This is a genomic window from Burkholderia sp. ABCPW 11, from assembly GCF_001523445.1.
Classification (GTDB): Bacteria; Pseudomonadota; Gammaproteobacteria; order Burkholderiales; family Burkholderiaceae; genus Burkholderia.
The window spans coordinates 1-12336 of sequence record NZ_LOVM01000039.1 but is presented as its reverse complement, the minus strand read 5'-3'; the positions used below and the strand labels follow the sequence as shown (position 1 = coordinate 12336).

General features: G+C 62.6%; 11 protein-coding genes. 1 reads left to right on the top strand and 10 read right to left on the bottom strand.

What is annotated here, in order from left to right; translation table 11 throughout:
* Positions 1–22: 22 nt before the first annotated feature.
* The 9 genes from WS61_RS17165 to WS61_RS17125 form a co-directional block, all read right to left on the bottom strand.
* Complete coding sequence (locus WS61_RS17165) at positions 23–793, bottom strand: DUF1120 domain-containing protein (protein ID WP_059501752.1); 771 nt, start codon at positions 791–793, stop codon at positions 23–25.
* Between the two features lie 89 nt (positions 794–882).
* A complete protein-coding gene (locus tag WS61_RS34905; protein ID WP_060354180.1) occupies positions 883–1113 on the bottom strand; it encodes a hypothetical protein in 231 nt (76 codons plus the stop codon).
* Between the two features lie 196 nt (positions 1114–1309).
* Positions 1310–1591, bottom strand: coding sequence for an H-NS histone family protein (locus WS61_RS17160; protein ID WP_059501750.1), 282 nt, complete (start codon positions 1589–1591; stop codon positions 1310–1312).
* A 501-nt stretch (positions 1592–2092) separates the two neighbouring features.
* Entirely contained in the window at positions 2093–4363 is a 2271-nt protein-coding gene (locus WS61_RS17155) for a TonB-dependent receptor (protein ID WP_179949684.1), read from the bottom strand.
* Between the two features lie 217 nt (positions 4364–4580).
* Positions 4581–5591: a FecR family protein gene (locus tag WS61_RS17150; RefSeq protein WP_095211760.1), complete on the bottom strand. Its 1011-nt coding sequence runs from the start codon at positions 5589–5591 to the stop codon at positions 4581–4583.
* 45 nt (positions 5592–5636) lie between these two features.
* Complete coding sequence (locus tag WS61_RS17140; protein ID WP_059501742.1) at positions 5637–6131, bottom strand: RNA polymerase sigma factor; 495 nt, start codon at positions 6129–6131, stop codon at positions 5637–5639.
* Between the two features lie 517 nt (positions 6132–6648).
* A complete protein-coding gene (locus tag WS61_RS17135) occupies positions 6649–7251 on the bottom strand; it encodes a class I SAM-dependent methyltransferase (RefSeq protein ID WP_059501740.1) in 603 nt (200 codons plus the stop codon).
* A gap of 243 nt (positions 7252–7494) precedes the next feature.
* Positions 7495–9216: a ubiquinone-dependent pyruvate dehydrogenase gene (gene poxB, locus WS61_RS17130; RefSeq protein WP_059501738.1), complete on the bottom strand. Its 1722-nt coding sequence runs from the start codon at positions 9214–9216 to the stop codon at positions 7495–7497.
* A gap of 147 nt (positions 9217–9363) precedes the next feature.
* On the bottom strand, positions 9364–9864 hold the full coding sequence (locus tag WS61_RS17125) for an Lrp/AsnC family transcriptional regulator (RefSeq protein ID WP_059501736.1): 501 nt from the start codon (positions 9862–9864) through the stop codon (positions 9364–9366).
* A gap of 197 nt (positions 9865–10061) precedes the next feature.
* Between WS61_RS17125 and WS61_RS17120 the strand changes: the two genes are divergently transcribed.
* Positions 10062–11078: a 1-aminocyclopropane-1-carboxylate deaminase gene (locus WS61_RS17120; RefSeq protein ID WP_059501734.1), complete on the top strand. Its 1017-nt coding sequence runs from the start codon at positions 10062–10064 to the stop codon at positions 11076–11078.
* A gap of 197 nt (positions 11079–11275) precedes the next feature.
* Here WS61_RS17120 and WS61_RS17115 read toward each other — a convergent pair whose 3' ends face one another.
* Positions 11276–12292 (bottom strand): hypothetical protein, encoded by a 1017-nt coding sequence (locus WS61_RS17115; protein ID WP_059501732.1) that lies wholly within the window; start codon positions 12290–12292, stop codon positions 11276–11278.
* Positions 12293–12336 lie beyond the last annotated feature (44 nt).

Genomic DNA, 12336 nt, shown 5'->3' with positions numbered 1-12336 from the left:
GCTAATGTGTCACGCTCGAACATCAGATATAGAAAATCGTGACGGTCGCGTTGCCGTCGAGCTTGATATTCGTGTTCAACGGAAGCGCGCTGGTGTTGTTGATCGTCGGTGTGACATACAGATTCGTCGTAAACACCTGACCCATTACCGGTGCGGTGGCGGTGACGCTCGAAACCCAGGTCCAGTACCCGCTCGGTTGCGAATACGCCTGAACTGCGGTCGCGTGCGAGTAAGGACCGAAGCTGCCCTTGCTGTCCGCGCCGTAGGTCGCGGCAGCCGCACCCGCGGTTCCATCGACCGCAAACGTGTCCGCGGTGATCGAATAAACGCCCACGGCAGTGTTGTTCGTGCTGCTGACCGTACCGAGACCGTAGGCCAGATAGCCCGGGCACGAGGACGCGCATTTCGCAACGGTGCCGCTGTTCAGTTGCAACGTCACATTGCTGCCGGACTTGATGCTTGTCAGGCTGGCAGCGCGATTGTCCAGAATCCGGAAGGCGATCTGCGTGGGAGCCGAACAGGACACGGTCATCGGAATCGGCGCCGAGGTAGGCAGTGCGGTACCGGTCGTCGACGAAGCATTCAGCGATGCGCTGCTGATGGTGCCGTAATCGGCTTTGCCGCCACCTTGCAACGTGACGTTGCAGGTGCCGGGAACGAGCGCCCCGGTCACGGCGAGCGTGCCCGTTGCCGACGATGCAACCGGCGTCCCCGAAGATGCGGCGAAAGCCGTCGATGCGCTTGCGAGCAGCGAAATGGCCGCAAGCAGGGTGAATTTCTTGTTGAGTTTCATTTCAACCTTCCACATGTCGATCAAATTTGTTCATCCAGAAAAAACCATCAATGAAATCCGTCCACCTCCTTGAAATAATCAGTTTCATGTCACGACGACGAGTTCGACGCGTCGCCATTTAGATCAAGCCGATTCTGCAATTCGTCTCTCTCCGTGGATGCCGATCTCCGATTGACAATCGATATCCTTGCGGCTAGCGTCACGTTGTCGAGTTTGGCGATCACGCTTTCCGCCACTTCGTTGTCGATCCAAAATCCACGTGCTTCGTCCATCAACGCCTGCTGCAACGCCTGGATTCTGACTTCCCGAAATGTACTCACGTCTCATTCCTCAATAGCGTCCGCCACCAATCTCCGTCTTTCAGAATAAAAAGTGCGCATGAGGGGTGATGATGCGCAAAGTGTCCGGTTACGAGGATTACCGGACACGGCCAAAGCTGTATGAACCTCGACGTCTCGATTCACCGGGAACTGCGGCGGCATTATTCGCAGCCGCCTCCTGCTACGCCGTTTCGCGTCACTCCGTCGACTCGAGTTCGAAATCTCGCCTATTCTTGCCTTTCAACCAGAGCGGCTCACGCCCTCTTCCACTCCACACCGCCCCGCTTTGCGGATCAAAGTATTTCGGCTTGATTTTTCGCTTCTTTCCGCCAGGAAAAAGCTCGCTTGAATCGAAGTTGAATTCTTCGATCGCAAGCATGATTTCAATGAGGATCTCGTCACGGACCAGCTCACGGTCCCTGGCGATCTGCGCCTCCAGCTCACATTTCCTTTGTATATATCTGGTGAATTTATCCATCGCACGCCCGACCCTATGCCTCTGCTCCGGACTTCAGTACTTGACCAAGTCCTTAACAGAATGACGATCCGCATCACCGACATGTCATCGCCGCCCCCATACAATCAGGAATCCATATCGATTGCCATGGAGTTTCACGCTTCGAATCGATGCCAACACCACCTCACTGCCTTGCCGAGTTCGTCGACGGGGACGCTCCGCTCTCGATCGGCCATACGCTGATGCCGTACGAACGCCCAGCCGGCGTGACGAGCCAACTATCGATTGCCAGACGAAGTCGTTTCGACGTCTCTATATGCAAAGGCGAATGACGCAGGAAAACGGACCAGTCGATTTTTTGCAAAAATCTCTATCGGGCCTCCGACATTGATTATGCTTTTATATTCAATGACTGCCGTCTGCCTCGGTCCGAGCCGGGACTGCTGCTCCCGGCGGCATTCGGCATCGATACCGCGCGGCACGATACCGTTGCGGCCGGTTGCCGGTAGGAAGGCGCCGAGGCTAGATGTCGCGGCGTGCCGTCAGATAGACCAGCCTGCCGGGCTGCAGAAACGCTTGATTGTTGGTTGCACCGGACTGGTAGAGCACACGATCAAATACGTTCTTGACGCTGAGCGTGGTGGACCAGTGCTTCGCCCGATACCAGATGCCGAAGTCGGTTTGGACCTGCCCCGGCAAGCGATTGCCACTGCCTTCCCCGACGAATGTTTCGGTACGCGCCAGCACGCCGATGCCGCCGCCCCAGCCCTTCAACCGTTCTCCCTGAAGATCGTAGGTCAGCCACAACGAACCCGCGTGACGCGGCAGACCCGGGCCGCTTTGCACGGCATTGTAGGCGTAGCTCGCATTGAGGTTGAGGCCGGGCAACAATCGCCCGGTTGCGCTGGCCTCGACACCGCGGGTCACCTGTCCACCTTGCAGATCGACGAGGCCGGTACCCGGGATTGGCTGAACGACGGTTGCCGACTCGGTTCGAAACACGTCCGCGGTCAACGCCAGGCGATCGTCGAGCAGATTCAGCTTCACGCCTGCCTCGACGGAGCGTCCCGAATACGGCGGCGGTGTCCCGCCTGCCGTCAACGTATAACCGTGTCGCGGATAGAAGCTGCGCATCGAGCTCGCGTAGACGGACAAGGTGTCCGTCAGCTCGTAAAGCACGCCGAAATTGGGCAGCCACGCATGCTGGGATGCCGCGCCGGGCGACTGCGACTTCCCATAGGCGACACTCGCCGTCACATGCAGCCGCCCCCAGGACAATTGATCTTGCAGATACGTGTTGCTGAAGTAATTTTTCCCGGGATCGTTATAGACGAACGACCCGTTATAGGGAGGCAATACAGGGCTCGGAAATGGCGCCGCCAGCAAACTGTCGCCACCGGCCGGGAGACTTGAACTTTCCCAGCTCACCGAATACTGGAACCCGGCAAGTACCACGTGCTTGACGGGGCCGGTCGAGAATCGGGCATTCAGGTTGTTGTCGGTCAATACGTTGAGTACATGATGATCGCCGGCCAGTGCATTGAAGTAGGTCGAGTCGGGAGTCGAAGCAAAAGATACCGGCCAGTATCCGGTATTCGAATATTTCTCGATATAGCGCGAATAAACGGTGCGACTTTCGATCGAGAAGATCTCGTTGAATCGATGCTTGAAATCGACGTCGACGTCGTCCGACTGGACGAGCGTCCCGCCAGGCTGGGCCGTCGGCAAGGACACTTTCGCCGGCGACCCGTCAGGGCCGAACAGCGTCGTCGCATTGAGCGGCACGTCCTGCACCTGATGACGGTAGCCGACGACGATCGATGTGCCGGCCGATTTCCAGCTCACCGACGGTGCGACGTAGAGAGATTTGGAACCGTCGTATCCATACGTGCTCTCGCCGGTTCTCTCGGCCGACAGGACAAAACGATAAGTCAGGCGCTTGTCGCCGCCGAACGGGCCACCCAGGTCGATCGCCTGTTTCCAGTCCCCGAACGAGCCGACCTGCATCGCCACCTCGCGCACCGGCTTCTCGGTCGGCTGCTTGGTGACGACGTTGACGATCCCGCCCGGATCCATTGCGCCGGCCAGAATGGAGTCCGCCCCCCTGAGCACCTCGACCTTCTCGATGCCGTCGATCGGGATGCTCAACGCGCCGGCGACCTGCGAACTCAGCCCGAGCGCCGTCGGCAGACCGTTGACCGTCACCGGCGCATTGAATCCGCGGACGGTCGCCTGGGCCTGGACGCCGCCGTAATTGCTCGTCGTCACGCCGCCGAGATAAGCGAGCGCATCGGATACCGACTGCGTACCCTGACTCTCGAGCAACTTCCGGTTCAGAATCTGAATCGACTGCGGGAGTAGCACGACGGGTGTGTCGGTGCGAGTCGCCGCGCTCGACGATTCGCTCACGAAGCCCAGCGCATCGGAAATTGCGCTCGCGTTGACCTCGATCGTCGGCAACACGGATTCAGCCGACTCCGGCAGCGCCGATTGCGGCACCGAAGACGACGCCTCGATCACATAAGTCTTGTCGCCGCGTGCCACGGCTTTCAGTCCGGTGCCGGCCAACAGGCGATCGAGCGCGTCGCGCAACGACATGTGCCCCGATACGGCCGGCGCTTGCCGGCCCGCAACGAGCTTGTCGGGCGCGAGAATGTTGACGCCCATGGCGCTCGCCAGACGTACCAGTGCACTGCCCAGCGGCTGGACGGGCAACTCGACGGCCGATTGAGCATGGAGTGGCGAACTGAACAGTATCCACAGGGCGGCAGCGGCGCGCGCCAGCCCCTTCATCCTGTTGCCCGCCCGTGCTTTTCCCATGCTCGCCCGCCCCACTTCGTCCCTTTGTACCTGATCGACGCGACACACGCGCCACGCACCTCTTTGTCAACGAGGCGAACGAGACGCAGGAAGGGACCAGTCGGCAGCCTGCAATTATTTTTACCAACAGCCGCCTTCGATAGCGGCAGTCCGCACCCAGACGGTCAGGCGACGCATGCCGTCGAGCGTATCAACGACGCGGCGCAATCACGGCCGTACCCGCCGGCTGAATGTCGACGGTCACCGGCACGACGCTCGATAACGTCTTCAACAGCAAGTCGGGGTCCGCACTGGAAAACCCGCCCGTCACGCGATAGTCGCCCACCCGTGCATCGGCGAGCACGATCGGCTGCTTGCGATAGCGCTGCACTTCGTGGACGACGTCCCGCAACGGCGTCCCGTTGAATTGCAGGCGGTTATCCTTCCAGCCGACCATCGCATCGAACTGCTGTTGGTCCTGCAGTTCGACGTTCCCCACGCGATCGGCGCGCGCGGCCTGGCCGGCCTGCAACGGTACCGGCGCAGCGCCTGCGGACGCGGTCAGCTCGACCCGGCCTTCCAGCACGGCAACGTCCACGCCCTCGGTCATTTTCCGCACCGTGAAGCGCGTGCCGATATCCCGGACGTTGGCCGTGCCCACCGACACGTCGAACGACCGCACCAGGCTATGGGCAACCGAGAACAGCGCCTCGCCCCGTTGAATCGTCGCATCGCGCGAGCGGAGCCGGTTCACGAAGATCACTTCCGTATCGGTATTGAGCGTAACGTGGCTGCCGTCGGCGAGTGCGACATCGACGTGCTCGCCGATCGAGGTTCGCAGGTGCTGGCTCGTCAGGATCGGGTTGACGATCCAGAGCGTCGAAATTGCGCCGAACAATGCGAGCGCTGCGCCATAGGTCGCTACGCGAACACCCGTACGCCGGCCGCTCGGCACGGGCTGGGAAATTCGCTCTTCGGTACGAGCTGGAGGGTGAACGGCGGGACCTACGTGCCGCTTGTACCGTCGGCCGAGGTCGTCGCTCAGTGCATCGACGACACGCTCCGCCGCATGATGATCAGCCAGGTACTGGCGCCGCTCCGGGATATTGCCCGCCCACGATTCAAGCTCGATTTGCGCGCGCGACTTCTCCGCGTCGCTACCGAACATCAGCGAAACGAGCAAGTCATCGGCTTTGTCTATCTCGGCCTGGGTAAGTGGCATGTCGACTGTCAACGGCGGCCCCGTGCAATGCGCGCGGTTGCGCAGTTATAGCACAGCGTCCCGACACGCTTTCATTGCCTGAACCAGGTACTTCTTGATGACGGTCGGACTGATGTCCATTTCCTGCGCTGCCTCTTCGTACGAAAGGCCATGCAACTTGCAAAGCACGAATGCTTCGCGGCACCGGGGCGGCAACCCGTCCAGCGCCCGCGTCACCTGATCGAGAGACTCGCGCGCGATGCATTCGCGCTCCGGCGTCACATCGGAACGCACGAGCCGGTCAATGCCTTCGTCGCCGACGTCTTCGCACAATTGCTGGGGGAAAAATCGGCGGCGTCGCGCCGCATCGATCTGCAAGTTATTCGAAACATGGAACATCAGCGCAGCCGGCGACCGCACTTCGTTCTGCTGAGCATAGCGAAGCGCCACCTCGAACGAAGCCTGCGCAAGATCGGCAGCGTCGTCGCTGCTCAGCCGCCTGGAAAGATAGCGGCGCAGGTCGCTGTAGCCTCGCAGAAGCTCGTCCAGCACGCCAGACATTTATCGCCCCGTTCGTCAGTCGAATGTCATGGGGCGCCGAAAATCCCCAGCGACCCCGCCCCTTTTTAACCGCGCGTCCATCACTCCGTTCACGGTGCCTGTACCTGAACGCGCCGATCAGCGCACGCCAACAGAATCGTCCCTGCACGGAAATCGACGATCCGATGTCTCGTATGGAGAATATCGCGTCAAAACCTTACGCCATGCATACTGAATTCTCGCACAAGACTCATCCATCACTGTCAACAATTGAAAATTGACTTTGACGATTCGTGTCGAGGCAGTGCGGTCAATTCAGAGAACATTTAAATCGACATCGGATCTGGCCGCGCACAATCGAACGCACGACATCGCAATATTGAAAACTGGAGCTGTCGGCACCGCCGCGGAAAGCATCGTACGCACTCGAAATCCAGGCCGACGGAGCCATGGACGTAGAAACGCATGCCGCAAAGCCACGACCGGGGCGTTCGCTACGCAACGCGTCGTCAGCGCGTTCCAACACGGTCGCATGATGTCAATACTCGACGAGTCGCGGCGTTTCGGCAGCAGCATTGCGCACGGTCACGATGCGCGCAGGTGGAAAATTTGCCCAGACGATCCGGCTACTGCAGGCAGTAAATGCCGAATCACCTAGCGGATGGCGGCCAGGCGGCCGCAAATCGTACGTAAACTGAATCATCACACCGTCGGCGCCCAGCACGCGACGACATTGACCGACGATCGCCGCCACGTCGTCACGCGGCAGCGTGCGCAGCGGCAGGCACGAGACGATCGCGTCGACCGTGGCCCCCGGCGGCAGCAGCCGCTCGAGTTGCCGCGCGTCGCCCGACACGATCGAGATCCTGGGAAAGCGTCGCCGCAGATGCCGCACGAACGCCGGCGAGCGTTCGACCACCACGAGACGCCGGGGCGCGACGCCGCGTTCGAGCAGCGCCGCGGTGATCGCGCCGGTGCCGCCGCCGAGTTCGACGACCAGCCCGTCGCCGTCCGGCACCGCATCGGCCATCTCGCGCGCCAGATGCCGCGAACTCGGGCACAACGCGCCCACCGCGGCCGGCCGGCCGACCCACTCGCGCACGAACAGTGCCGAGACACGCCACGCGTTCGGCCACGTCATAGGCGGGTCTCCGGCGCTTGCGCGGTCGGCGGCGGGGTGCCGATGACTGCGCGGGACAGGGCTACGGCGACACGGGCAAGGTTCATGCGCATCCTCCTGGGCGAATCGGTCCGCCGCGGGACACGCGACGATCAATCGATTCTAGGAAACGCAAACTTAAGGTGACGTGAAGATTGTCCCTGATTTACCCGATCAATTCGTGCCGGATCAGCGGCCGGCGCCCGTCCCGCTTGCGCCGCCCTCTCACCGCAAATTCGTTCTCGCCAGCTCGACGATCTCGTCGCCGCGCCCACTGAGGATCGCGCGCAGCATGAACAGGCTGAAGCCCTTCGCATGCGCAAGCTCGATCTTCGGCGGCATCGCGAGCTCGTACTTCGACGTGACGACGTCGACCACGGCCGGCCCGTCATGCTCGAACGCCGTGCGCAACGCGTGCTCGACGTTCTCCGAATGCTCGACGCGCACGCTGAAAATACCCGCGCCCTTCGCGATCGCCGCGAAGTCGGTCGGGCTCAGGTCGACGTTCGTGTCGAGATAGCCGGCCGCCTTCAGTTCCATCGACACGAAGCCGAGCAGGCTGTTGTTGTACACGACGATCTTGATCGGCAGCTTCAGTTGGCGTGCGCTCAACAGATCGCCGAGCAGCATCGACAGGCCGCCGTCGCCCGACAGCGACACGACCTGCCGGCCCGGATGCGCGCCCTGCGCGCCGAGCGCCTGCGGCATCGCATTCGCCATCGACCCGTGGTTGAACGAGCCGTGCAGTTGCCGCTTGCCGTTCATCGTCAGGTAGCGCGCGGCCCAGAGTGTCGGCGTGCCGACGTCGGCCGTGAAGATCGCGTCGTCGGCCGCGACTTCGTCGACGATCTTCGTCAGGTACTGCGGATGAATCGCGCGGCCCGGCGGCTCAGCCACCGCAAGATCGTCGAGCCCCTTGCGCGCGGCCGCGTAGTGCTTCAGCGCATTCTCGAGGAAGCGCCGCTGCGTCTTGCGCGTGAGCCGCGGCAGCAACGCCGCGATCGTTTCCTTCACGGTGCCGACGAGCCCGAGCGCGAGCGGCGCGCGATGGCCGAGTTGCGAGCCCTTCCAGTCGATCTGTGCGACCTTCGCATGGGTCGGATAAAACGGCCGATACGGGAAATCGGTGCCGAGCATCAGCAGCGTGTCGCACGATTCCATCGCGTGATAGCCGGAGCTGAAACCGATCAGCCCGGTCATTCCGACGTCGAACGGGTTGTCCCATTCGACGAACTGCTTGCCGCGCAGCGCGTGCACGACCGGCGCGCCGAGCGTGTCGGCCAGCGCGACCACTTCGTCGTGCGCGCCCTGCGTGCCGCTGCCGCACAGCAGCGTGACCGCGTCGGACCCGTTGAGCAGCGCCGCGAGCCGGTCGAGATCGGCATCGGCCGGCAGGATCGACGGCGGCGCCGATTCGCTCCACGCCGGCGCCTCGTCCGGACCGTCGCCGAGCGCGATATCGCCCGGCAGCACGATCACCGCCACGCCGCGCTCGTCGATCGCGGTGCGCATCGCGCGCGCCAGCACGCGCGGGAACTGCGATGCGTTCGTCACGAGTTCGGCGAAGTGGCTGCACTCGCGGAACAGCTCCTGCGGATGGGTTTCCTGGAAGTAACCGAGGCCGATCTCCGTGGACGGAATGTGCGCGGCGATCGCGAGCACCGGCTGGTGGTTGCGGTGGCAGTCGTACAACCCGTTGATCAGGTGCAGGTTGCCGGGGCCGCAACTGCCCGCGCACACCGCGAGCCGCCCGGTAGACGCCGCATCGGCGCCGGCCGCGAACGCCGCGCTTTCCTCGTGCCGCGTGTGCATCCAGCGAATCGAGCTGATCTGGCTCAAGCTGAACGACAGGCCGTTCAGGCTGTCGCCCGTCACGCCCCAGATGCGCTCGACGCCCGCTGCTGCAAGCGTCTTCGCCAGATATTCCGCCATCGTCTGTCTTGCCATGATGCCCTCACAGTTGGGTTGTCGCGACATGCAGCATCTGCCCTGCATCGGCGCATGATAGTCAAGGCCGCGAATCGGCGTATGAACGGTGCAATCGCGATTCGTTCCGCGCGGACGCCCGACGCGAAAACCCGCTGCCCTGCCGCGCTACAGCGGCAGCGCATGCGTCGACAGGATTTCCTTGAGCACCATGAACGAGCGCACTTGCCGCACGCCCGGCAAGTAAAGCAACTGCTCGGCATGCAGCCGGTTGAAGCTGTCGTTGTCGCGCGTGCGCACGAGCATGAAGTAGTCGAACTCTCCCGTCACGACGTGGCATTCGACACACCCCGACACTTTCTGCGCCGCCTTCTCGAACGCGGCGAACGCTTCCGGCGTCGAGCGATCGAGTACGAAGCCGATCACGACCAGCATCCCGGCGCCGAGCGGCTTCGGTTCGAGCAACGCGACGATGCCGCGGATCAGCCCCATTTCCTTGAGCCGCTCGACGCGCCGCAGGCACGCCGGCGCGCTCAGCTTCACTTTCGCCGCGAGGCTCACGTTCGAGATCGACGCATCCTGCTGCAATTGCCGCAGGATCGCGCGGTCGATGCGATCGAGCGTCGGTGCGGCGTCGGCTCGCGATGTACTGCCGCCATCTAATTTCATTGCGTCAACTCCCATCTCAACGAATTGAAATTGCTTAACCTGCATTCATATCGTCGATAACGTAGGTCTACACAATTCATTTCGCAAGCTCATTTCCCGAGCTTCTGCCTATCATCTTTTGCATCGGAGCCCGGCCTGCCGGCAGCGCCCGAACGATCCGCTTTCCCGTCTTGTTTCCCTTTCCGGAGCCCCCGCCGATGAACCTGCAACGCTTCCCCCGCTATCCGCTGACGTTCGGCCCCACACCCATCCAGCCACTCGAGCGCCTGAGCGCGCATCTCGGCGGCAAGGTCGAGCTGTATGCGAAGCGCGAGGACTGCAACAGCGGCCTCGCATTCGGCGGCAACAAGACCCGCAAGCTCGAATATCTCGTTCCGGACGCGCTCGCGCAGGGCGCCGATACGCTCGTGTCGATCGGCGGCGTGCAGTCGAACCAGACGCGCCAGGTGGCGGCCGTCGCCGCGCATCTCGGGATGAGGTGCGTGCTCGTGCAGGAACACTGGGTCAACTATGAAGATCCGGTGTACGACCGGGTCGGCAACATTCAGTTGTCCCGGATGATGGGCGCCGACGTGCGGCTCGTCTCCGACGGCTTCGACATCGGCATTCGCCGCAGTTGGGAAGAAGCGATGGAGAGCGTGCGGCAGGCGGGCGGCAAGCCGTATCCGATTCCGGCAGGGTGTTCCGAGCATCCACTCGGCGGGCTCGGATTCGTCGGCTTCGCGGAGGAGGTGCGTGCGCAAGAAGCGGCACTCGGGTTCAAGTTCGATTACGTCGTCGTCTGCTCGGTGACGGGCAGCACGCAGGCTGGCATGGTCGTCGGCTTCGCGGCCGACGGGCGCGCGGATCGCGTGATCGGGATCGATGCGTCGGCGAAGCCCGAGCAGACGCGCGAACAGATCACGCGGATCGCGCGGCATACGGCCGAGCTGGTCGGGCTCGGCCGCGATATCGTCGAACAGGATGTCGTGCTCGATACGCGGTACGGCGGCCCCGAGTATGGCTTGCCGAGCGACGGCACGCTGGAAGCGATTCGCCTGTGCGCCCGGCTGGAAGGCATGTTGACCGATCCCGTCTATGAAGGGAAATCGATGCACGCGATGATCGACAAGGTACGGCTCGGGGAATTCGAGCCGGGATCGAAGGTGCTGTACGCGCATCTTGGCGGGGCGCCGGCGTTGAGCGCGTACAACGAGATCTTTCGCAACGGCTGACGGCGCCGGTCGAGACAGTGCGCGCTCGGCGTTTCCGGCGCGCCCGATCGACACACGTACAAAGTGAAATGTCGCCGGCAAGCCGGCGACAAACGATGCGGCCACGGATGTAGCGCACCTGAGGCACTCGATTCAATGCGCGCGGGGCATGTTCGACGGAACGCGCCGTGCGATGCAGCCGCCCCGGACGCGCCGGCTCAGTTCTGCGTGAGCGGATTCAGCGTCGTGCACAGGAAGCCCGTGCAGTTGGTCGGTTTGAAATAGAACGACGCGCTGCCGCCTCCCGTCACGATGTCGCTGAGATACGCGTATCCCTGAGCCGCCAGGTTATTCGACTGCTGAACAAAGGCGGCGCCGGCCGTCTGGATTGCGGTTGACTGATAAGCGAAAGTGGGCGACTGCGTCTGGTCCTTCACATAGACCCATGCGACATCGCTCCCGAACATGTTTGCCCCCTTCGCACGAAAGCCCTTCGCCCCCTCGCTGTTGGCCTGCGCAACCAGATCAGCCACATTCGACGCTTGCGGCAGCGCTTCGTAGGTGTAGGTCGCGCTCGACGCGTTGTCCTTCATGTACAGATTGCCGGAGCCCGATGCCACCATCATCGGACTGACGAACCAGTAACCCGACTGCCCCTGGCCATTTGCCTGCGCAAGAAACGCGGCTTGGCTGGTCGGCAGCGCCGCACTCACGTACGAATAGGTGGACGACGAGCCGCCGTCCTTCCGATAGAGGTAGCCGTACGATAGCGGGCCGTCGTAACGGTAACCGCTCGCGCCCTGCGCGTTGGCTTGAGCAACAAAGCTCGCGACATCGGCCGGTGCGTCCTGAAGCTGATATGTGTAGGTCGGCGCCGTCCCGTCGTTCACGAAGATCGAAACCGTCGCATTGTCGGCCGAGTAAAAGTAGTCGCCCAGATAGCGATAGCCCTTTGCACCTTCGCCGTTGACGAGCGTCACGAAACTCGCCTTGTCCGATGCGATAGGCTTCGTCTCGTAGCGCAGCGTCACCGTGCTGCCGCCGGACCCGCCGCTGCCGCCGCTTCCCGTGCCGCCCGAACCCGTCCCGCCTGAACCCGTGCCGGCTGCACCCGTGCCGCCGCCACCGTTGTTGCTCGTCCCCGATCCGCCGGACGCCGCGGGCGAGGAATTGTCGTCGCCGCCGCAAGCGGTCAGCGCAACGCAGGTCAATGCAATCAGTACAGCGGCTTTCATCGGGGTCCCCTTTCAAACGAACTGGACGAACGAAGCCGGCACGC